The following is a 22,354-nucleotide window of genomic DNA, read 5'->3' on the forward strand; positions in this document are numbered from 1 at the left end:
GTCAACCGATCACCCCGGCCAGCCCGGCTTCGATGGCGGCGCGGTCGAGCCCGGTTTCGCCGATCACCACCAGCGCGGTGCGGCGGGGCTCCTCCACCTGCCATGCCCGGTCGAAATGGTGCTGGATACGCGGGCCGACCGTCTGGATGACCAGCCGCAGCGGCTTGCCCTCGAGCGCGACCATGCCCTTGATGCGCAGGATATCGTGCGTGCGGATCAGGTCCCCCAGCCGGGTGAGAAGGCCGTCCAGATCGGCGATTTCGCCGCCCGCCACGACGAAGCTGGTGAAATCGTCATGATCGTGGTCGTCCTCGCTGTCATGATGCGAAGGGCGCGCGGCGAGATCGTCTTCCGCCCCGGCAACGAGGCCGAGCAGCACGGCGGGATCGACCGCGCCATGGGCGGCATGGATCAGCTTGACCCCGTCGCGCACATCGCGCGCCAGTTCGGCCTCGATGCCGGGCAGCACTGCCGCGTCGACCAGATCGGTCTTGTTGAGCACGACGAGATCGGCACAGGCGAGTTGATCCTCGAACAGTTCCTCCAGCGGGCTGTCATGGTCGAGCGTGGGATCGGCGGCGCGCGCGGCGGCCAGCGCGGCTTCGTCCGTGGCGAAGCGCCCGGCGGCCACGGCATCGGCATCGATCAATGCGATCACGCCATCGACTGTCGCCCGCGTGCGGATATCGGGCCACTGGAACGCTTTCACCAGCGGCTTGGGCAGAGCGAGGCCGGAGGTTTCGATAAGGATGTGCTCGGGCGGATTGGGCCGGTCGAGCAGCTTCTGCATCGTCGGCAGGAAATCGTCCGCCACGGTGCAGCAGATGCAGCCGTTGGCCAGTTCGACGATATCCTCTTCGGGGCAACTGGCGTCGTTGCACCCTTTCACCAGTTCGCCATCGATGCCGACATCGCCGAATTCGTTGATGATAAGGGCGAGCCTGCGCCCCTGCGCATTCTGCAGCAGATGGCGGATCAGCGTGGTCTTGCCCGCGCCGAGGAAGCCGGTGATGACAGTGGCCGGAACCTTGCTCATGCGGTGTCTCCTTGATGATGGTTGGATTTCGGCCTCGGCCTGCCGTTTGTGGGACGGTGTTGGTGTCGGGTGATCGGGGGCACGGGCTTTTCCTCGGAAATGGAAAAGCAGGGCGGCGCCGCTGTCCGCCGCCCTGCGAAAGGGCGTCAGAAGCTGACGCGGACACCGCCATAGGCGCTGCGGCCGAGCGTGTTGGTGTGCGCGTACATCTGGTACCACTTGTCGAAAAGGTTGGTCACCCGGCCGAACAGCTCGACATTCCCGTTGATCCGGTAGGAGCCGAGCAGATCGACCACGGCATAGGCCCGGGTGGCGAGCCGGGTCGAAGCGTCGCCATCGCGATAGCGGACGCGGGCGGTGAATTCCGCCCCTGCGGCGGGGAGGACGGTGATGGCCGTGGTGCCCGCATATTCGGGGCGGCCGCTGTCCCGGTATCGCGCCGCCGCATCGCTGTAGGCTTCGTGATCGGTGTAGGTGAAGCTCTGGCTGACCGTCAGCCAGGCCAGAGGGCGCGCGGTCAGGCCCAGTTCCACCCCGTGCGCGCGGGTGCGGCCCCACTGGCGATAGCCGCCGGATCGGCCGATGCTGGCGTTCCACTCGATTTCGTTGGTCTTCCTGAGGAAGAAATAGCTGGCCGACGCGCTGAACGTGTCGCTTAGCGCGATATCGGCGCCGATATCGCCGCCCCGGCTCTTTTCCGCCTTGAGATGGGGATTGCCGTATGTCGGGTCGAACAATTGATAGAGACCCGGCGCTTTCGCCCCGGTGCCGTAGCTGGCGCGGAATTTCACCGGACCGGCGGCATAGGCCACGGTGCCGCGATAGGTGTCGAACGTGCCGAAGCGGCTGTTGTCGTCGATCCGCGCCGCGCCGGTCAGCGTCAGCCCTGCCGCCGGGCGCAGCGCCAGTTCGCCATAGGCCGAACGGGTGCTGATCCGGGCGTTGAAATCGCCCGAATGGAACGTGGCCTGATCGCTCTTTTCCCGTTCCAGCGCGCCGCCCGCGGCGAGGCTGATAAGCCCGCCGGTGTCGTATCTGGCATCAAGTGCGAGCGTGTCCTTGGTTCCGCGATAGAGATCGCCTTCGGGCCGGTAGGCGCTGCCGAAATAGAGCCGCCGCGCGACGTAGCGGCTGCCGGTCAGCCTGACGGTCAGCCTGTCGTCCGAACTGGCGTAGAGGCCCTGCCCGGAAACGGCATATTCGCGCTTCCTGACAGTGTTGAGCGAATCCGAGCCGGTGTTGTCGAGATCGGAGAACGTGTCCGCCCAGAACCCGTTCATCTGGAAGCGCAGATTGGGGGATGCTTCCACGCCCATGCGGCCGGAAAAGCCGTAGCGCCGGTATGCGTCCTTCTCGCTCGCGGGCCTGGTGGCGGTGCGTGGATCGGTGAGCGAGGGGCCATCGTGGCGATAGCCGGTGGCGGTGAGCCGGAAATCGACCGGGCCGCTTTTGCCCAGCAGCGATGCGCCGCCGTTCAGCGTGCCGTGCGATCCGGCTTCCGCTTCGGCGTTGACCGCGATCCCTTCTTCGATGGCGCGCTGGGTGATGATGTTGATGACCCCGCCGATCGCGTCGGAGCCGTAAAGCGAACTCTGATTGCCGCGCAGCACCTCGATCTGCGCGATATCGGCGGCGATCAGGTGATCGGCGCGGAATTCGGTGCTGGCCGCGCTGGGATCGCCCAGCGGAATGCCATCGACCAGCCACAGCACTTCGTCGTTGTTCGATCCGCGAATGTTGACAGAGGCGTAATTGCCGGGCCGGTCGGTGCTGACCAGCACGCCCGGCGTATCGATCAGCGCATCCTTGACGAACGTGATCTGGTTGCGGTCGAGCGTTTCGCGCGTGATGACGGAAATCGCGCTGCCGATCTCGCGCGGTTCGCTGACCGCGCGCGAAGCGGTGACGATGATGTCGGCGCGGCTTTCGAAAGAGAGATCGTCCGCGCTTTCGGCATAGGCCGGGGCCGCCGCGGCCAGTGCGATCAAGGGTACGAAACAGGTGGTCTTCATGCGTTATCCCCGCGCCAGAGCAACTGGCGGCAGGGCGCACCGTGCGCGGTCCGGCGGCCCAGGGGAGGGCAGCACGGGCAACGAACGGCCGGTCAGCGCCCACGGACGGGCGCTGTTTCGCCCGCATGCGCATGACCGCGCGGCCCCAGCCGCTTCGGTTCGTCGCTCAGACGGAGAGTAACCGTGCCATGACCATCCCCTGGATCGCGGCAAGAGCGACCATGCGCCGGCAGGTCTCCTGGCTCGCGGGTCATAGCTTGATGCATGGCCTTCCCAGGCCCCGCATGGTTGGCGGATGGCCCAGTGGCTGCTTCCCCGGAAGGAAGCCTATGCATCGCGCTCGCCGCTTACAGTTGCAGGGACAGCCCCGGATTGGGATCGGGCGAAACCCGTTCCTCACCGTGTTCCCGTTTTAAGCCCTTTCGGGCACCGGCGCGATCACGGAAAGCGGATGTATCCCGCTTCCACGGGCAGGGCCATAGTCACAAACGGGGGCCATGTCAATCCTTCTTTGCCGCAACGCACAATATCGCGGCGGCCTGTGGGGGATGGGCCTCAGAACAGGCGGGTGGCGAGGTAGAACAGCGCGCCCACGGCGGCGCTGGCGGGAATGGTGATGAACCAGGCCACGATCACGCGGCTGGCCACGCTCCACCGCACCGCGCTGGCCCGGCGGGCGGCGCCGGTGCCGACCACGCTGCCGGTGATGGCGTGCGTGGTGGAAATCGGGATGCCCAGCGCGCTGGCGCCGAACACCACGAACGATCCGGCGGTGGAGGCGCAGAAGCCCGAATGGTGGTTGAGCTTGGTCAGCTTGCTGCCCATCGTCTTGATGATTTTCCACCCGCCCGACATGGTGCCCAGCGCAATGGCGAGATAGCACGACAGCACCACCCATTCCGGCACGTGGAATTCCCCGCCGAGATGCCCGGTGGAATAGAGCAGGACAGTAATGATCCCCATCGTCTTCTGGGCATCGTTGGCCCCGTGGCTGATCGAATAGGCGGCGGAGGAGAACAGGTGCAGCACTTTGAACGTGCCGTTTGCCTGCCGCGGCTGGATGCCTTTGAACAGCCAGGACGTGATCAGCATCAGCAGCATGGCAAGCGCGAAGCCGAGGATTGGCGAAACGAAAATCGCCGCGATGGTCTTGATCGTGCCCGCCGCTTCGACCGCGCCCGGCCCGGCATGGACGATCCCGGCCCCGAGCAATCCGCCGATCAGCGCGTGGCTGGAGGAGGAAGGGATACCCTTGATCCAGGTCAGCACGTTCCAGAACATCGCCCCGACCAGCGCGCCGAACACCACCGCCGGGGTGATAACGTCCTTGTCGACGATCCCCTTGCCCACGGTTTCGGCGACATGCAGCCCGACCAGCCAGTAAGCGGCGAAATTGCCGAACGCGGCGAACAGCACGGCCATGACCGGCGAAAGCAGCTTGGTGGCGACCACGGTGGCGATCGCATTGGCCGCATCGTGCAGCCCGTTGAGGAAATCGAATGCGAGCGCGAGCGCGATCAGCCCGATCAGCAAGGGGAGGGCGAGGCTGTGATCCATGCGAGCGGTACTGGGCTTTTCAGGAGTGATCGATCACGAGACCGTCGATCTCGTTGGCCAGGTCTTCGAAACGGTCGACGACGCGTTCGAGGCGCTTGAACATTTCCTGCCGCGCCATGAATTGCAGCGGATCGCGGCTGCCCACTTCGCGGAAAATGCGTTTGAGCCCGGCGGCGTGGATGGCGTCGGCATGGCCTTCCATGCGCACTAGCCGTTCGGTCAGTTCGTGCAGGCGCACGCCGTTGTCGGCGATCTTGCGCAGCAGCGGCATGGCTTCGGCAGTCAGCCGCGCGGCATCGACGATGATCGCTGCCATATCGCGCATTTCCGGTTCGAATTCGGTGATGTCGTAGAGATCGGCGGCGCCCGCGGTCATGTGCATTTCATCGATCGCATCGTCCATCGTGGCGATCAGGCTGGTGATCGCGCCCCGATCGAACGGGGTGAGGAAGGTGCGGCGTACCGCCTGCAGCACTTCGCGGGTGATATTGTCGGCATCGTGTTCGCGTTCTTCGATTTCGCGGACGTGATCGGCCTTGCCGGGGCCGCCCTGCAACAGGCGGGCCAGCGCATCGGCGCCGGCGACAAGCGTGACGGACTGCTGCTCGAACAGTTCGAAGAAGTTCCCCTGTTGCGGGATAAGCCGCTGGAACCAAGCAAACATGGCATTAACCCCTGTCTTTTCCGCCACTGTCTCGATCATTTTGATGCCCAGCGCCGCGCGGCGGAATTCGCGCGGGCCAAAGCTGCGGATGAGAGCGCGCAGATCGTCTTCTTCAACCGCTTCGGCCGCTTCGGCGAGCGTGAACCAGCGCCTTTCGCGCTCGTGCTGCTCTTCCCAGCTTTCGAGTTCCTCGGTCACGGCAAACGGGAACACCTGTACGTCGGTCAGCACCGAAGCGCCGGATTTGCGGCGTTTGCGGAAACGGTAGGTGCCGATCGGCGTGGGGCAGGCGGCGCCCAGAACCCCGGCTTCCTCTTCGGCTTCGCGGGCGGCGCTGGCGTGCGGCGAAAGCCCGGCGATCTGCCCACCTTTGGGAATCACCCAGCGGCCTCGGCCGCGCGATGTGATGAGCAGAACGCGAATTGGCGCGTCTACAGCCGCGGAATCCGCACGATAGGGAAGCACAGCAATCTGCCGCATCGCCATATTGTGCCTCCGTTTGCCTTGCGAGGGGGCCCGGCTAGACGAACTCGCCCGCGCAGGCAATGCGCGATTGCATCTGCGCGGGCGGCGTTGCGTTTTGGCACTGCCTGCGCGGGAAACAGGTGGCGCCGGAGAGAAGAAGCGCGCGACCGGCGCGGAAATCGACTCAGGCGTATTCGTCCCACTGGAGCGAGGCGGCGGCGGTATCGACGTTCACCGCACCCTTGATGCCCAGCGCCGCGCGCGCTTCAGGCACGGGCAGATGGAACACGTCTTCGTATTTCGCCATGAAGATCGGGCCCGATTGCAGGCCGACCTGCATCCCGGCCTGCGCCGCTTCCATCGCGCAGAGGAACGATTGCGGATAGTGCAGGCCCGTGCGGGTGACGAGGCGGTGCGCGCCGAGCAACTGATTGGCGTTGACCAGCCCGGCCAGTTCCGCATCGAGGAAGCGCGGCACGTTGGTCAGCCGCGCATAATAGGGCACCAGTTCGCCCAGAATGTCGAAATTCCCACCGGTGACGATGTGTTCGAGATCGTGCGTCTGCCCGCTGCGCAGCGCATAGTATTCGAACTGCGTTTTCGGTTCGAACCGGGGCACGATATCGATCTGGAAGGCGTTGTCCGCCAGATAGCGGCCGAAGATATGGCCCAGCGACCCTTCGGGACAGGCCAGCAGCTCATCGACCGTGAACGTGGAGGAAAAGCCTTCCGAAAACCACCGGTCCAGCTCCGGCGATTTCTTCCGCTGCGCGGTGAACAGCGCCTCGATCCGGTCGAGATCGAGGATGTCGCGCAGGATCAGGTGCAGTTCGTAGGCATCGGCGGACGTCGGCCGGTCCTTCGCGCTGCGGCGCAGATAGGCGGTGGCGATCCATTCGCGCAGGCGCGGATTGTTGAGATAGGGGGAGGAACTGACCAGCGTGCTGCTGGCGGTTTCCACCGGCTTGATGCCCCGCATCAGATAGGGCGTGTCGTTGTCCTGCATCGTTGCTCTCCATTCTGCGCCGGTTTCCCCGGGCATCCGTCATTGCGGGCGGAGCGAAGCAATCCAGCCGTTGCGCGTCGGGCCCTGGCTTGCTTCGCGGCTTTGCCGCTCGCAATGACAATTCTCAATTCATAAGCGATTGTATCGTTCGCAAATACGGCCTGTATCCAATTTCCGTTCGGCCTGAGCCTGTCGAAGGCCGCGCGCAACGGCAGCCTCACCTAGCCACACGTTCGGCGCGCAGCCTTCGACAGACTCAGGCTGAGCGGGCGAGTACTGGCAAACGATACAACCACCCATTTACACTCGCGGTCCGGTGTCAGCGCCTGAGACCGGCAGCTATCGCCGCGGGCACTTTCACCGGCATTTCCAGCAGCACCTGCCCCATGGACTTGGCCGCCGGATCGAATCTGGGGGACATGTTGATCCCGCCGCCCTGCGCATCGTGCACCACGAAATTGAGCGCGTGGAAACCGGGCGCTTCGTAGGCATCCACGCGCCGGTCGGCCGGATTGTCGAACTGGTGGCGATACCATTCGGCCACCGCCTGCGGGGTGAGGCTGGCGCGGATATAGGGCAGGTATTCCGGCCGGCGCGCGATCACGCCGACATTGAACAGGCGGCCCTTGTCGCCGCTGCGCGCCCAGGCAAGATCGATCAGGCGCACCTCCACCGCCGCGTCCGTGGGCGCCTCGGCGGAAGGGGGGGCGGGCAGCGGGGCGGCCATCGCCGGATCGTATCCCGCGATGAAGCGGTCGGCGAAGCCGATATCGCGCCCGTCCAGCGTGACCTGCGCGGGCACTTGCTGCTTGTCCATCAGGAACAGGAACATCTCCGTCAGCGGGATGGCGCGCGGCGCGGCGATGATCGGGGCGATGGAAGTGCCCACCGCCATGTTCATGATCGCGGTCGACTGTTCGCGGCTGAACAGCGCGGCGGCGGCCGGATCGTCATGGTCGACGATGATCTTCAGCAGCACTTCGCGCGGGTTCAGGGGGCGGGCGCTGTCGGCGAAGCTCGCTTCGGTGCCGATCACTTCGACATGCGTGCGCGACCATTCGGGCCAGTTGCGATCCCGCAGCATGGCCGACGTGCGCTTCAGCAGTTCCTCCGCCGTGCGCCGCGCCTTGGCCGGGGCGTCGATGCCCACGATCGGGATCAGCGCGATGGAGCGCCAGCCGGAATCGTATGTGATGCAGACCTTGTACTGGTCGGTCGGCGGATAGCCTTTGACCCCGGTCATCCGCACGCGGTTTTCGCCCACCTGCTCCAGCTTTACCTGGCTGAAATCGCACACCACGTCGGGCAGGAAATAGGCTTGCGGATCGCTAACTTCGTAAAGCAACTGTTCCGCCACCGTGCCCACGGAGACAAGCCCGCCGGTGCCTTCCGGCTTGGTGATGACACAGCTTCCGTCCGCGCGGCATTCGCCCACGGGGAAACCGATATTGGCCCAGTCGGGCACGTCCTGCCAGTCGGTGAACGTGCCGCCGGTCGCCTGCGTTCCGCATTCGAGCAGGTGCCCCGCGGCGGAGCCTGCCGCCAGCAGATCGTAATCGTCTTCCTTCCAGCCGAATTCGTGGATCAGCGGGCCCAGGATCAGCGCGCTGTCGACCACGCGGCCGGTAATCACCACATCCGCCCCGGCGTCGAGCGCGGCGGCGATGGGGAACGCGCCGAGATAGGCGTTGATGCTGCCGATCTTGCCTTCGGGGAAGGGGATGTCGTTGAACATCTCGCGCGTGCCCGCCGCGCGCAGACCGGGCACCATGGCATCGATATCGTCGCCCGTGACCACGCCGACCCTGATATCCAGATTGGCTTCGCGCCCGCGCTGGCGGATCAGTTCGGCCAGCCCTTCGGGATTCATCCCCCCCGCGTTGGACACGACCTTGATCCCCCGGCTTTTCAGTTCGGCGAGATAGGGGCCGATATGCAGGTCGACGAAATCGGCGAGGAAGCCGGAACGCGGATCGGCCTCTTTCAGCCGCCGCATCAGCCCCATGGCCCCTTCGCCCAGATAATCGAACGCGAGATAGTGGAGACCGGGCACGGCCAGCAGTTGCGGCACCGCGATCAGGCTGTCATTCAACGCGCCCGATGCCCCGGCGATGCGTACGATCTTGTCTGTGCTGCTGCCTGTCATGCCTGTTCCTGTCCCCTATGCGGCGCATCGCCGTTGCGGCGCTCTTGCAGGCACTGTGTAGTCGGCCGGGCCAAGGCTGTGTAGAGTGCGAAGCGAGCCTATGACTGAGAGTGTCAGCCTGACCGGAAACCGCACCGCCGCAGCGGAAAAATGGCGGCGCAGCGAACTGGCGATGTTCCTGCGCTCCCGCCGCGCGCGCCTCTCGCCCGCGGAGCATGGACTGGCGGAAACCCGCCGTCGCCGGACCAGCGGCCTCAGGCGGGAGGAAATGGCGATGCTGCTCGATGTGTCGGTTTCCTGGTACACCAAGCTGGAACAGGGGCTGGCGGTGTCCGCTTCGCCCCGCCTGCTGGGCCGGATCGCCGATGTCCTGCTGCTGTCGCCGGTGGAGCGCGAACAGCTCCTGCGGCTGGCGCTGGAAGACCCGGGCAGCCAGGTTGCCGGCCTTGCCATTCCGGGCGATGCCGCCGGGGTGATGGCCTCGGTGCAGGCCATCATCGATGCGATGCACTATGCCCCGGCGTTCCTGCTCACCGCACGGGCGGACTATATCGCCTGCAACCGCGCCGCGCGTGCGTTCTTCGGCGATTTCGAAAGCTTTCCGGGGCAGGGCAACCAGTTGATCGCGCTGTTCCTCGACGATGCGGTGCGCCGCGTCCTGCCCAACTGGCGCGAATCCGCCCGTATCCAGGTGGCGATGTTCCGCACCGGCTTTGCCCGCGCCATGCACGATCCCCGGTGGCAGGATCTGGTGGCCACGCTGCTGGAAAAAAGCCAGGAATTCCGCGCGCTGTGGGAAGATTACGAGCTGCCTTCGGGCACTTCGCGCGATCTCGATTACCATCTGCCCAACGGCGAACAGGGCCATTTCCGCCATTTCACCTTTTTCGCCGACCTCGACGGGCAGTTCCGGGTGGAAGTGTTCAACCCGATCGGCGAGGCCACGCTGCAATGGATGATCGGCTGCGTCGACGGTTATCGCGGCTAGGCGATAGCAGGATCGATCGGGCAAAAGAAACCGGGATGGAAGGCTGTCCTCCCACCCCGGTTGGAATCATGTGATTCCGATCAGAACAGTTTGTCGAACTTCGCTTCCACACCCAGGTAGAAGAACCGGCCGACCGCATCGATCGGATAAGCGATCGAGCCATAAGCAGGCTTTTCGTTGGTGAAATTGCGCACCCCGCCAAACAGGGTGAAGCGGTCTTCGAAATCGTAGCTGGCATAAATGTCATGCTTCCACATGGCCTTATAGTCCAGATACTTGCGTGCTGCGATATCGGGATCCCCCGCCCGGTCGACCAACTCGTAGCGTTGAGTCTTGTCGAACCACGTCAACCCGTAATTGAGGGTGAACGGTCCCTTATTCCAGGTCGCATCAAGCGAAGCCTGATACTTCGGCTTGCGCACTTCGCCACGGTCGTTATCGACTTCCGCCCCTGGCGTGGCGATGAATTCGAGCTTGTCGAGATACCCGCCTACGAAGCGGAAATTGAAGTTGCCCATCGTTTCGGTCGGAATGATGTAGTCGATCGAAACATCCAAGCCTGCACTGCGGAAACGCGCAACGTTGCGCGGCATGCGTGTAAAGCTGGTAATGCGTCCGGTCCCTTGCTGCCGGACGATGGCATTGCAGAACTGGTTGTCGAGCGACGGTTGATCGACGCAAAGTTCGGCCAGTTCCTGCGGATCGGCGGTCGTGATCGCATTCGTCAGGCGAATGTCATACCAATCGAACGCCATGCGCAGGCGCGGGGCGGGTTGGAGCACGATCCCGGCGGTCCAGGTCTTGGCCTTTTCTTCGCGAACATCGGGATTGCCGCCTGAAGTGCCGGTGACCGTGGCGCTGTTGGGATCGATGAAACCACCCGGATTGGCGACGCCAAGGCTGCTGAGCAGCGCCGCGCAGTTCGCGGCGCGGCTGGCCGTACCGTTGTTGAGCTGCGAAACATCGCAAGGGTCTTCGAGCGGTTGGAAATCCTGCGACGCCGCACCGAATAGTTCGCCGATGTTCGGCGCGCGCACGGCTTGCGAGTAAGTGCCGCGAAAACTGATTGCGTCATTGACGGCCCAAAGGCCGTTGACTTTCCAGGTGGTTGTCGATCCGATCGTTGAATAGTCGGAGTAGCGCAAGGCACCGCCGACGGACAATTCCTTGGCCCACGGCTTGTCCGTGATCAGCGGGATGTACAGTTCGCCATAGACTTCCCAGACATCGTACTTGCCACTTTCCGGCAGCAGCTGGTTCATGAAGGTCAACCCTTCCTGGACCAGCTTGTCGGGGTTCGACTTACTCTTTTCCTTGCGATATTCCCCGCCGACCGCGAAGCGCACCGGCCCGGCGGGCAATTCGAACAGTTGCCCCATGTCGCCGCTGATGGTGCCGCTGATAACGTGCTGGGTCAGTTTCGCGCGATCGATCGTATCGACCGAAATCCAGTTGATCGCCTGCTGCGAAGGCGATCCCTCGCCGAAAATATTGAGCGGCACACATTCGTTGGGCGAGAAAGTCAGTGCTCCCGTCGGAGAGCGGCTGCTGTTGAAAGTGGGATAGGGTTGATAGGATGCCCCTTCCTGCGTGATGCGGCAAACCGGATTGCCGGCGCCATCCTTGACCACGTCGATCGCATTGAAGAAGCGGTCATTGTATTGGTTGCCGATCGTGCGGTTCCACACCTTGGTCTGACCATACGTGTAGGACAGGTCATAGCGCATATGGGAGTTGATCTCCCCATCAACGCCAATGACCGTGCGGATGGTTTCGCGCTTCAGCCGTTCGCCGCGAACCCCGAGATCGAAATTGTCGCGATTCATCAGGACGCCATCGGGCAAGTCCATTTCGAATGCGCCCGCCGCACCACCGGGGATGACCTGGGATCGGACGGAATCAGGCATGAATGGGTTGTCTGCGCTCAGGTAATTGTAGAAATCGAAAGTCGGCTGGCTGAGCGAGCGCGACCGGATGTTGGCATATTTGCCTTCGGCATAGAGGCGTGCGGAAGGGCTGAATTCATATGAGAACAGCGCATTGACGACATGCCTTTCGGTCGCGGGAATCAGATCGCCGACATAGTCGGCGGTCGGTGTGCCGGAACCGCCCTGTTGATAGTAGGGCGGGACAAACGTGCCAGGGTCGAAAGCCGATCCGTTGGCATTGAGATCGGGCATGCCATCGAAATCGAGATCGATCCCGCCGCCACGGGCACTGTCAAAAAAGCGGACATCGCGGAGAGGCACGTAGTCGGGTAGGTTCGGATCGTCGTCCAGATCGTTGGGATTGCGATTGAACGTGACACGGTTCTTCCCGCACAAGTATTTGCGATCACACGCCTTCAGCCGGTTTTCTTTGCTGTATTCGTACGCCACGGCGATGTTGCCACGGCCGTCGGCAAAGTTCTTGCCTGCGGTGAGGGAAAGATTGAGTTCGTCCGCGTCCCCTTTCTGGGAAAGCCCGTAACGGGCACGGGCCTTAAGGCCTTCGAAATCGCGCTTCATGATGAAGTTGACGACACCGGTCACGCCATCCGCGCCGTAAATTGCGGATTCCCCGCCGGTCACCACATCGACGCGATCGATCAGATCGGTCGGGATCGTGTTGATATCGACGGAAGCGGTGCCCGGCAACGCGGATACGTGGCGGCGGCCGTTAATCAGAACCAGCGTGCGATCAACGCCGAGATTGCGCAGATCAAGCAGGTTGAGCCCGGTCGAACCGATAAAGGCGTCGGCACTGGCGCCCGACAGCATGCCTCGCGTGCCTGACCCGATCAGAGCCGGAATACGGGTGAGGTACTGGGTGATATTGGTTTCGCCCGATTTCTGGATCGTATCCGCGGTCACGGCCACGACCGGGCTGGGCGATGTGTAGTTCGGCAGGATGATGCGCGTGCCGGTGACGACAATCTCGTTCAGGTCCGGCTCAGGTTGGGTGTCCGAGGAAGTCGGTGCAGTTGAATCTTGTGCATAGGCGGGCATATTGCCCAGTGCTGCGAGAATGGTGGCGGACGAAGCGAGAAGAAGCCTCTTGGTGGCAGTCGTCTTCATATTTTTGCCCCTCGATGAAGTCGGAAATGGTTGTATTGCAACGGGACATTGACGGTTCCTGTCAATCTCGACACGAAACTTGAACGCAATTGTCTTGCCGCCTGTAACTGTCTTGCAACAACTTTGCCGTTTTTGACTAAGAAATGAATTTCATTAGCAAATTCGTCGTCACTTTCCGGGACACCGCTTCGGGCGATGCCGTTTGCCGCATGTCTTCCGTGAATCGGAAATGTACCCTGCCGGGCTACCTTCTCACCCCTTCACCGGCAGCGCATAGGCCACCAGCGCGTCGCTGATCGGGGTTTCCATGAAGTGGTGGCCGCCGGCCATCACCACCACGAATTGCCGCCCGCCCTGTTCGTAAGTCATGACATTGGCCTGCCCGCCGCCGGGGAGGACATCGCTCCACACCGTTTCGCCGGTGCGGATGTCGATGGCGCGGATCAGGTTGTCGGTCGTGCCGGCGATGAAGATCAGCCCGCCCGCCGTCACCACCGCGCCGCCGTTGTTGGGCGTGCCGATGCTGAACGGCAGGCCGAGGCCAATCCCCCACGGGCCGTTGGCGCGGGCGGAGCCGAACGGGCGGTCCCAGATCGTCTTGCCCGTCAGCATGTCGATGGCGCGGATGCCGCCATAGGGGGGCTGTTTGCACAGCAGCCCGGTGAGGCCGAGCCGCCAGCCCGCGTTGACATTCACCGCATAGGGCGTGTCCGCCTGCGGATCACCCATCCCTTCGGCCTTGTTGCCGCCCTGGTTGCCATCGGGCCCGCGCGGCTTCCAGCCGCGCCGGTCGGCTTCCTTGCGCGGGACCAGCTTGTTGCGGTTGGGCATGTCGTTGTAATTGGCGACGATCACGCCGTGCACCGGATCGATGGCGACCGAGCCCCAGTCCGATCCGCCGTTGTAGCCGGGATATTGCAGCCACGGCCGGTCGGCCTGCGGCGGGGTGTAATACCCCTGATAGACCGAACGGCGATACTGGATGCGGCAGATCATCTGGTCGATCGGGCTCATCCCCCACATATCGCTTTCGGCCATGTTGGGCTGACGCAGCGAATTGAACTGCGAATGCGGCTGGGTCGGGCTGCGCAGATCGGGTTCGAGCCCGCTTGTCGGCGCCTTGGCTTCCTTCACCCCGTGGAGCGGCTGCCCGGTGCGGCGGTCGAGCACGAAGATTTCCCCCTGCTTGGAGGGGAGGATCACCGCCGGGGTGCCGTCGCGCAGGTTGACCAGCGTCGGCTGGCTGCCAAGGTCATAGTCCCACACGTCCATCCGCACTGTCTGGAACCGCCATACCGGGCGGCCCGTGGTCGCATCGAGCGCCACCAGCGAGGAGGAGAATTCGTTCTCCTGCGACGTGCGGTGGCGGCTGAGATAATCGACCGCCGCATTGCCGGTGGGGACATAGACCAGCCCCAATTGTTCGTCGGCGCTGGCGGTGGTCCACATGTTGGGCGTGCCGCGCGTGTACTGTTCGCCCGGTTCGGGCGGGGTGGTCTTGCCCGGCCGCCCCATGTCCCACGCCCAGGCGAACGCGCCGGTTTCGGCATTGAACGCCTGGATCACACCGGAGGGGGCATAGCGCGTCTGCCCGTCGAGCACCTGATGCCCGGTGACGATATTGCCGCGCACGATCACCGGCGGGGCGGTGATCGAAATCATGCCCGGATAGACGGTGCCCATACCCTGCTTGATATCCACCTGCCCGTTGAGCCCGAAATCGGCGCAGGGGCGCCCGTCGGCGGCGTCGACCGCGATCAGCCGCCCATCCAGCGTGCCTTCGATGATCCGCAGATCGCAGGCGCGCGCGGGCTGCAGGGATGTGGGGCCGAAACTGCGCAGCGGCGGCGTGGCTGCCTGCGGTGTGGCTGCCCGGGCCGAAGCCAGCTGCACGCCCGGCGTGCCGGTGGCCGAACTCATGTCCCCCCGGCGATAGGCGGTCACGCCGCGGCAGGAGGCGGAATAGGGGATGGCCCGGTCCGAAACCTTGGGATCGTAGCGCCAGATTTCCTTGCCGCTGGCGGCATCGAGCGCGAGCAGGATATTGCGCGCTGTGCAAAGATAGAGCCGGTCGCCGATCTTGATCGGAGTGGTTTCCGCCGCATACTTGCCGACACCCGCCCCGCTGGGCAGATCGCCGGTATGCGCGGTCCACGCGACTGTGAGCTTCGAAGCGTTCTTGGGCGTGATTTGGTCCAGCGTGGAATAGCGCTGCCCGGCCTGCGTGCCGCCCCATGCGGGCCAGTCGGTGCCCACGGCATCGTTGCCCGCCGCCATGCGCAATTCTTCGGGGAAGGGGCTGCGCGGCCCGCCCGGTTGCAGCGCCGCCGCGCCGATCAGGATGACGGCGAGCAGGCCCACGGCCCCCGCCGCGCCCAATCCGGCATTGCGCCATGATGTGCGATGCCGGTCGAGCAGCGGCGCGAACAGCAGCAACAGGGCGAGCAGCACGGTGGGGCCGACCAGGCGCGGGATCAGCGCCCAGGGGTTGGCACCGCTTTCCCACAGGGCCCACACCACGGTCGCCGCATAGACCGCCGCATAGATCCACGTCCCCAGCCGGTTGCCGCGCAACAGGAACCAGGCAGAGGCCAGCAGGCCGAGCCCGGCAAGGACATAGTAGAGCGAGCCGCCGACCACGGCGAGCCATATGCCGCCGATAGTGAGAATCAGCCCGATAGCCGCGAAAATCGCGCCCAATACCAATGCTGCGAGGGGGATATTGTGGAAGAACCGCGCGCGCGATTGCCCAGTGGCTGCTTCTTGCATGGCTTGCTCCCCGGCTGAACACGGCCTTAATGCAACAATGCCTTGTCGCGGATTGCGTTCCACAATTTCCTGTTTTTTCCTGCGGATGGCGTGCCGGATTGGAATATTGCGCCACCTGCTGGCATGGGTGGGCGCAATGGGATAGCGTGCCGCGAAACGGCGATCTGGAGGGCGCATGACGGTTGAGGAACGATTGGCGGCGCTGGAGGCGCGCTTGCAGGCGGCCGAGGATGAACTGGCGATCATGCGCCTGCTGGCGAGCTACGGCCCGCTGGTGGATAGCGGGCAAAGCGAAGCGGCGGCGGCGATGTGGATCGCGGGCGGCACTTACGATTATTCCGGCGGCGCCGTGGCCCATGCGCCCGGTGGGCTGATCGCCGCCTATGAAGGGCCAGAGCATCAGGGGCTGATTGCCGATGGCTGTTCCCACCTCACCGCGCCGCCGCGCATCACGCTGCTGGGCGACCGGGCCGAAGCGCTTGCCTATTCCTACGTCGCCCGGCGGCGCGATGGCGAATGGTTCCTCTACCGCGCGGCGATCAACCGCTGGCAACTGGTGCGCACCCCGGCAGGCTGGCGGATCGAAAACCGCACCAACCGCTTGCTCGAAGGGACGGAGGATTCCTACGCCGTGATGCGGGAGGGATCGGCGGTTTAAGCGGGGCCTGTTTGCGCTTGAGGGAAGGGAGGGGCGGCCTTTTTCATCCCTCTTTTCCCGCGCCCACTCCCACTCCCACCCTCGCTCGGCCTGAGCCTGTCGAAGGCTGCGCGTAACGGCAGCTCCACCCAGTTCCACCTTCAGCGCATGGCCTTCGACAGGCTCAGGCCGAGCGGGGTGGGTGGGTGTTTGCCAACGAGCAACGAGACCATGGCTGCCCGATAGGGGACGCAAACTTTCCTACATGCGCGAAATCTGGCTTAACCTGCGCGATGAAGAACCCCGTTTCCACCTATCGCGACCGTTCCCGAAGGCGGAGAGCGGCTTGTGCCGGGCAGGCGCGGGGCATCCCGTCGCCATTTTACGGTATCATTATACCGTCCCGAAAAGTCACACGGCAAAGGATGCACCGGGCCGCCGGGGCCGGTGGCCCGAGACAGGCCTATACTATTGAAGATAATGCGTTTTGTTTCTGCTTTCACCCCGCTCTCACCATCGCGAATACGGGGCCGCCCTCACGCACTTTCGGGCCGTTCTGCGTCAACCGCCCCGGCGTATCGCGCGCAGGTCAGACCGGGCCGAGCAGGTGCGCGATCAGGGCGGCGGCGGGCAGGGGGGAATCGCGGTGGCCCAGCGCGGCCTGCACGGCGGCCCAGTCTTCCGCTTCGTCCAGATCGCGGGCGAGGCCGGGGCGAGGCAGCAGCGTGGGGGCCATGCCGCGCGAGGCGGCTTCCTCCCCATGGCGGGCGCAACTGCCGGGGCCGAACGCGAAGAAGCGATCCGCCGTGCGCTGGAGCAGGGCATTCGTCCCTTCGCCGCGATGGTCGGGGGCGATCACGACCGGGCCCGGCGCGGCGGCCAGCGCGGCGAGATCGGCGGGGGTGAGCAGCGGCAGGTCGGCGTGGAGGACCAGCAGGGCGTCGGCGGGCGGCACCTGCCGCGCCGCTTCCGCCAGTTGCGGGTTCAGCCCTTCGGCCATGGGCGCGATGGTGCGGTCGGCCCCGGCGGCCAGCGCCGCCTGCGCCGCATCCTCGCCCGTGGCCACGACCAGCACCGGCTGCGCCGGGAACGCCGCTTTCGCCACGCGCACGGTGCGGGTGAGCAATGCGGCGCTAAGCGCGGCGCGTTCCGCCTCGCTCAGCACGGGGGCCAGCCTGCGCTTGGCATGGGGGAACGATTTGGCCGGGATCAGCGTCCAGAGCATCGGTCAAGCGGCCGCGCGGCGCAGCCTTTCGGCAAAGGCGAGAACCGCGCGGGCCAGCGCCTCCTTGGTGGCGAGATCGTGCATCACCGTGGGCTGCACATCGGCCGCCATGCCGAGCGCGGCGACATCGCTTTGCAGGGCCCGGTCGGTCTCGTCGAGCACGTAGCCATCGGCGATTCCGGCGTAGAACCCGGCCACGGCGCTGGCGGTGACGGGCAGGCCCAGTTCCTCCATCAGCTTGGCGGTGGGGCCCTTGATCGCCTGCCCGCCGACGATCGGGGACACCGCGATCACGGGCGCGGCGGTTGTGGCCAGCGCGTCACGCAAGGCGGGCATGGCGAGCAGCGGGGCGATGCTGAGCCACGGGTTTGAAGGGCAGACGATCACCGCCTCCAGCGCCGGATCGGCCAGCGCGGCCATGGCATCGGGGTTGGGGCGGGCGGTCTGCGCGCCCTGATAGGCGATGGCCCGCACCGCCGGTTGTGCGCGGCGGCCGACGAAATAGCGCTGGAAGGCCAGCGTGCCCTCGTCGGTGTCGAGCACGGTGCGCACCGGATCGTCCGCCATCGGCCACAGCGCCGGGGCCACGCCCAGCCTGCGCGCCACATCGGCGGTGATCGCGGACAGGCTCTCGCCCGCGGCGAGCCGCCGGGTCCGCTCGACATGCAGCGCCAGATCGCGGTCGCCGAGATTGAACCAGTCTTCCCCGCCCAGCAGCCTGAGCTGATCCATGAAAGCCCATGTTTCGCCAGCCAGACCCCAACCGAGTTCGGTGTTGTTCAGCCCGGCCAGCGTATAAGTGACGGTATCGACATCGGGCGAGACGGCGAGGCCCAGATGCTCGAAATCGTCCCCGGTGTTGACGAGGATCGCCAGGTCCTCCGGCGGCAGGACATGCGACAGGCCGAGCGCGAGCTTGGCCCCGCCGATCCCGCCGCACAGCGCGAGGACACGCACCCTCATCGGAACATGTCCCGGTCGCGCGGGCGCAGCAGATCACGCGCCGCACCGTCGCCGGTGACGGTGAGCCCGCGCAGCAGCACGGCGGGGCAGCGTTCGTCCGCCTGCCCCATCAGCAGCGAAGCGGCGGCGGCCACTTCGTCGGCCAGCCCCAGTTCAGTGGTTTCCAGCAGGCGACCGTGCATATCGGGCTGGCCCCGCAGGTCGAGCAGCGCAGGCATCCCGGCAACGCCGATGGCGGTGCCCACGGTGCCCTGCCGCCAGGCGCGGCCGATGCTGTCGATGATGACCACGGCGGGGGCCACGCCGGTGCGCCGCTCCAGCGCGGCGCGCAGGGCGCGGGCGCTGGCGTCCGGGTCTTCGGGCAGCAGCAGCACGCTTTCCCCGTCCGCAGCGACATTGGAGGCATCGATCCCGGCATTGGCCAACACCATGCCGCGCACATCCTCCACCACGACCAGCCCTTCGCGCTGGCGCAGCACCGTGTGCGTTTCGCGCAGCAGCAGTTCGCACAGGCGCGGGTCCTTGCCCGTCACCCCTGCCAGTTCCTCCGCCGGGGGGGTGGGGGTGACATCGGCAAGGCGCACGCCGCGCCCTTCGGCCTTGGAAACGATCTTCTGCGCCAGCGCGATCACATCGCCCGGCTGGAGCGTCTCCCCGGCGGCGGTGAGGGCATCCGTCAGCAGCGCCGCGAGATCATCCCCCGCGGCGACATCGCCGATTGCGTCCAGCCCGACTGCCGTCAGGCGGCGGGCGCTCACGCCAGGTCCGGGATGCCGGTGATGCGGATGCCCGCGCCGTCGGCCACCTTGTACCGCTTGTTGATCGCGATCAGGACGGAAGTCAGCGCTTCGGCCGCCGCCGAATTGGCCAGCGGGCCTGCATGGATCGCGGTGATGCCGATGGCCTTGGCCAGCTGGCACACCACTTCGCGCGCATCGACATCGTCACCCGCCACCAGAACGTCGCAGTTCACGTCGCTGTCCAGATCGGCCAGTTGATGGGCGGAAACGTTCTGGAACGCGGCGACCACGCGCACGCTTTCGCCCAGCTTCTTCTGCAGCGCTTCGACGGCGGAGCCGCCTTCGGGCAATTGCACGCGGGCAACTTTGGGCGGGACCAGCGGCACGGTCACGTCGATCAGGATCTTGTCGCCTAGATGGGCGCGCACTTCCTCGGCCAATGCCTGCTGCCCGGTATAGGGCACGGCGAGGACGACGATTTCGCCCGCCGCTGCCGCATCGGCATTGGCCAGCCCGCGCACATTGCCGCCGGTCCTCGTGGCCATTTCGGCGGCGGCATCCGCCGCGCGGCCCGCATCGCGCGAACCGATGACGACGGGAAAGCCCGCCTTGGCCCAGCGCGCGGCAAGACCGGCGCCTTCGTGCCCGGTGCCGCCCAGAACCGCGATTACTGCCTTGCTGTCAGCCATGTCGAACCAGTGTTCCTTCCAGTTTGCTGTTGTCCCGCCGCTTTGTCGGGGCGGTCTGTACCATGGGGGTGAGCGGCTGCGCATTGCGCCCCGCCGCGATCCGTTCGTCCGAAACGGGGCCATAGAGCGTGCTGCGCTGGCCGCACACCCGGCCCTCGCCCGCGATCACGCGCTCCATCGTGGCGGGGGCCCATTCCTGCCCGTGTTCGGCGCCCGCCGCGCGCGAAATGCTTTCGTTCATCAAAGTGCCGCCAAGATCGTTGACGCCCGCCGCCAGCGCCGCGCGCACGCCGGTTTCGCCCATCTTGACCCACGAAACCTGGATATTGGGGATCACCGGGTGCAGCACGATCCGCGCCACGGCATGCATCAGCACCGCCTCGCGGAAGGTGGGGCCAGGCCGTGCGCCACCCTTGCGATAGATCGGCGCTTCCATCGCGACGAACGGCAGGGGGACGAATTCGGTGAAGCCGCCGGTGCGTTCCTGCAAGGCGCGGATGCGCAGCAGGTGGCGGGCCTGATGTTCGGGCCGTTCGATATGGCCGTACATGATCGTGGCGGTGGTGCGCAGGCCGACGCTGTGCGCGGCTTCGATCACTTCGAACCATTCGGCGGTGGTCAGCTTTTCGGGGCAGAGCGTTTCACGCACTTCGTCGTCGAGGATTTCCGCCGCCGTGCCCGGCAGGCTGCCCAGCCCCGCATCGCGCAGCAGAGTGAGGAATTCCGCGATGCCGATGCCCAGCGAATCCGCCCCGTGGCGCACTTCCAGCGGGGAGAAAGCGTGGACGTGCATCGCCGGGGCCCCCGCTTTGGCGGCGGCGAGCAGATCGAGATAGGTCTGCCCGGTGTAATGCGGGTGGATGCCGCCCTGCATGCAGACTTCGGTCGCCCCGCGATCCCACGCCTCGGCGGTGCGGCGGGTGACTTCGGCCAGATCGAGATCGTAGGCGGGCCCGCGCAGTTCGGCGGCCAGTTTGCCTTTGGAGAAAGCGCAGAACGCGCACTTGTGGAAGCAGATGTTGGTGTAATTGATATTGCGGTTGACGACGAAGCGCACCGTCTCGCCCGCCGTCTCCTGCCGCAGTGTGTCCGCCGCCGTGCAGACGGCATCGAAATCGGGCCCGCGTGCCGCCAGCAGCGCGACGACCGCCGCTTCGCTCAGCGTCTTGCCCGCAGCCACATCGCCCAGCGCGGCGGCAATGCGCGGATCGCGGATGGCGCCGGGGTTCAGCGTCAGTTCGGGCGCGGGTTCCGCCCCGCCGACGCGCCAGCCATCGCTGCGCGGCAGGCCCTGCGTATCCATCGCTTCGCGCAAGGGGCGATGCAGCGCCGGGTCCTGCCAGCGATTGAGATCGAGCAGGTGCGAGGGATGCACCGCGAACCGTTCCGCCAGAATGCCGCCATGCGCGGCGGTTTCTTCCGCAAGGCGCGCAATCGCGGGCCACGGGGCCTCGGGGTTGACGTGATCGGGGGTGACGGGGGAAACGCCGCCCCAGTCGTTGATTCCTGCATCGATCAGTTCGCCGAAGCCGCTGCCCGCCAGATTGGGCGGGGCCTGGATGGTCATGCCGGGGCCGAAGCACAGGCGCGCCACGGCGATGGTCCACAGCAGGTCTTCCCGGTCCGGCTCGTCGGCAAAGGCCATGCGGGTATCGGCCTTGGCGCGGAAATTCTGGACGATAATTTCCTGAATGTGGCCGTATTGTTCGTGCAGATCGCGCAGGGCGAACAGCGCGTCGATCCGCTCCTCCCGCGTTTCGCCGATGCCGATCAGGATGCCGCTAGTGAAGGGTATCTGCAATTCGCCCGCATCGCGGATGCAGGCGAGCCGCACCGCCGGGTCCTTGTCGGGCGAGCCGAAATGCGGGCCGCCGCGTTCGCAGAGGTGCTGCGCGGTGCTTTCCAGCATGATCCCCTGCGAAATCGATACCGTGCGCAGCGCGGCCAGTTCTTCCCGCGTCATCACCCCCGGATTGGCGTGGGGGAACAGGCTGGTTTCTTCCAGCACCAGGCGGCACATCGCGGCGAGATATTCGATAGTGCTGGCATAGCCGAGATCGGCCAGTTCCTCCCGCGCGGCGCGATAGCGCAGTTCGGGCTTGTCCCCCAGTGTGAACAGCGCTTCGCGGCACCCGGCCATTTCGCCCGCGCGGGCGATGGCCAGCACTTCATCGGGGCTGAGGAAATTGCGCTGCCCCTTCTGTGGGGGCTTAGCGAACGTGCAGTAGGAGCACACGTCGCGGCACAGGTGGGTCAGCGGGATGAACACCTTGCGCGAATAAGTGACGAGCGCGCCGAAGCCCTGATCGCGCAGGGCGGCGGCGCGCGCCATCAGCGCATCGAGCGGTTCTTCCGCCGCGATGCGCCGCAATTCGGCCTGGCTGATCCCGTTGCCGGTCAT

General features: G+C 65.5%; 15 protein-coding genes and 1 riboswitch. Of the genes, 2 read left to right on the forward strand and 13 right to left on the reverse strand.

What is annotated here, in order from left to right:
• Window position 1: 1 nt before the first annotated feature.
• The 6 genes from cobW to K5X80_RS05790 all read right to left on the reverse strand — a co-directional run bounded on the left by cobW (window position 2) and on the right by K5X80_RS05790 (window position 8,886).
• Window positions 2–1,036: a cobalamin biosynthesis protein CobW gene (gene cobW / locus K5X80_RS05765; protein WP_222559888.1), complete on the reverse strand. Its 1,035-nt coding sequence runs from the start codon at window positions 1,034–1,036 to the stop codon at window positions 2–4.
• Window positions 1,037–1,182: 146 nt separating this feature from the next.
• On the reverse strand, window positions 1,183–3,048 hold the full coding sequence (locus tag K5X80_RS05770) for a TonB-dependent receptor (RefSeq protein ID WP_222559889.1): 1,866 nt from the start codon (window positions 3,046–3,048) through the stop codon (window positions 1,183–1,185).
• A 211-nt stretch (window positions 3,049–3,259) separates the two neighbouring features.
• Window positions 3,260–3,497: riboswitch (cobalamin riboswitch) on the reverse strand.
• Between the two features lie 106 nt (window positions 3,498–3,603).
• The gene (locus tag K5X80_RS05775) at window positions 3,604–4,605 is read right to left on the reverse strand and encodes an inorganic phosphate transporter (RefSeq protein WP_222559890.1); all 1,002 of its coding nucleotides are present in this window, start codon (window positions 4,603–4,605) and stop codon (window positions 3,604–3,606) included.
• Between the two features lie 19 nt (window positions 4,606–4,624).
• Window positions 4,625–5,749 (reverse strand): DUF47 family protein, encoded by a 1,125-nt coding sequence (locus tag K5X80_RS17190; RefSeq protein ID WP_283249284.1) that lies wholly within the window; start codon window positions 5,747–5,749, stop codon window positions 4,625–4,627.
• Between the two features lie 169 nt (window positions 5,750–5,918).
• Window positions 5,919–6,740: a Coq4 family protein gene (locus K5X80_RS05785; RefSeq protein ID WP_222559892.1), complete on the reverse strand. Its 822-nt coding sequence runs from the start codon at window positions 6,738–6,740 to the stop codon at window positions 5,919–5,921.
• 319 nt (window positions 6,741–7,059) lie between these two features.
• On the reverse strand, window positions 7,060–8,886 hold the full coding sequence (locus tag K5X80_RS05790; protein WP_222559893.1) for an acyclic terpene utilization AtuA family protein: 1,827 nt from the start codon (window positions 8,884–8,886) through the stop codon (window positions 7,060–7,062).
• Between the two features lie 100 nt (window positions 8,887–8,986).
• Here K5X80_RS05790 and K5X80_RS05795 point away from each other — a divergent pair, with 100 nt between their 5' ends.
• Complete coding sequence (locus K5X80_RS05795; protein WP_222559894.1) at window positions 8,987–9,874, forward strand: helix-turn-helix transcriptional regulator; 888 nt, start codon at window positions 8,987–8,989, stop codon at window positions 9,872–9,874.
• Between the two features lie 80 nt (window positions 9,875–9,954).
• On the opposite strand, the gene K5X80_RS05800 is transcribed toward K5X80_RS05795, so the two are convergent.
• Together K5X80_RS05800 and K5X80_RS05805 are read right to left on the reverse strand one after the other, a co-directional pair.
• Window positions 9,955–12,930 (reverse strand): TonB-dependent receptor plug domain-containing protein, encoded by a 2,976-nt coding sequence (locus K5X80_RS05800; RefSeq protein ID WP_222559895.1) that lies wholly within the window; start codon window positions 12,928–12,930, stop codon window positions 9,955–9,957.
• A 252-nt stretch (window positions 12,931–13,182) separates the two neighbouring features.
• Window positions 13,183–15,699 carry a membrane-bound PQQ-dependent dehydrogenase, glucose/quinate/shikimate family gene (locus K5X80_RS05805; RefSeq protein ID WP_222559896.1) on the reverse strand — a complete coding sequence of 839 codons (2,517 nt, stop codon included), beginning with the start codon at window positions 15,697–15,699 and terminating at the stop codon, window positions 13,183–13,185.
• 175 nt (window positions 15,700–15,874) lie between these two features.
• Here K5X80_RS05805 and K5X80_RS05810 point away from each other — a divergent pair, with 175 nt between their 5' ends.
• Entirely contained in the window at window positions 15,875–16,357 is a 483-nt protein-coding gene (locus K5X80_RS05810) for a nuclear transport factor 2 family protein (protein ID WP_222559897.1), read from the forward strand.
• Between the two features lie 568 nt (window positions 16,358–16,925).
• Here K5X80_RS05810 and cofC read toward each other — a convergent pair.
• From cofC to cofH, 5 genes are read right to left on the reverse strand one after another with little or no spacing between them, the layout of a single operon-like run.
• On the reverse strand, window positions 16,926–17,561 hold the full coding sequence (cofC, locus tag K5X80_RS05815) for a 2-phospho-L-lactate guanylyltransferase (RefSeq protein ID WP_222559898.1): 636 nt from the start codon (window positions 17,559–17,561) through the stop codon (window positions 16,926–16,928).
• Between the two features lie 3 nt (window positions 17,562–17,564).
• Entirely contained in the window at window positions 17,565–18,524 is a 960-nt protein-coding gene (gene cofD / locus K5X80_RS05820) for a 2-phospho-L-lactate transferase (protein ID WP_222559899.1), read from the reverse strand.
• Window positions 18,521–19,282: a coenzyme F420-0:L-glutamate ligase gene (gene cofE / locus K5X80_RS05825; RefSeq protein ID WP_222559900.1), complete on the reverse strand. Its 762-nt coding sequence runs from the start codon at window positions 19,280–19,282 to the stop codon at window positions 18,521–18,523. Before cofE ends, cofD begins: the two co-directional genes overlap by 4 nt.
• Window positions 19,279–19,953, reverse strand: a complete 675-nt coding sequence (npdG, locus tag K5X80_RS05830) for an NADPH-dependent F420 reductase (RefSeq protein ID WP_222559901.1) — start codon at window positions 19,951–19,953, stop codon at window positions 19,279–19,281. The genes cofE and npdG overlap by 4 nt, the downstream gene beginning before the upstream one ends.
• Window positions 19,946–22,354 carry a 5-amino-6-(D-ribitylamino)uracil--L-tyrosine 4-hydroxyphenyl transferase CofH gene (gene cofH, locus K5X80_RS05835; protein WP_222559902.1) on the reverse strand — a complete coding sequence of 803 codons (2,409 nt, stop codon included), beginning with the start codon at window positions 22,352–22,354 and terminating at the stop codon, window positions 19,946–19,948. The genes npdG and cofH overlap by 8 nt, the downstream gene beginning before the upstream one ends.

Origin of the sequence: Caenibius sp. WL (assembly GCF_019803445.1) — a bacterium.
Classification (GTDB): Bacteria; Pseudomonadota; Alphaproteobacteria; order Sphingomonadales; family Sphingomonadaceae; genus Caenibius.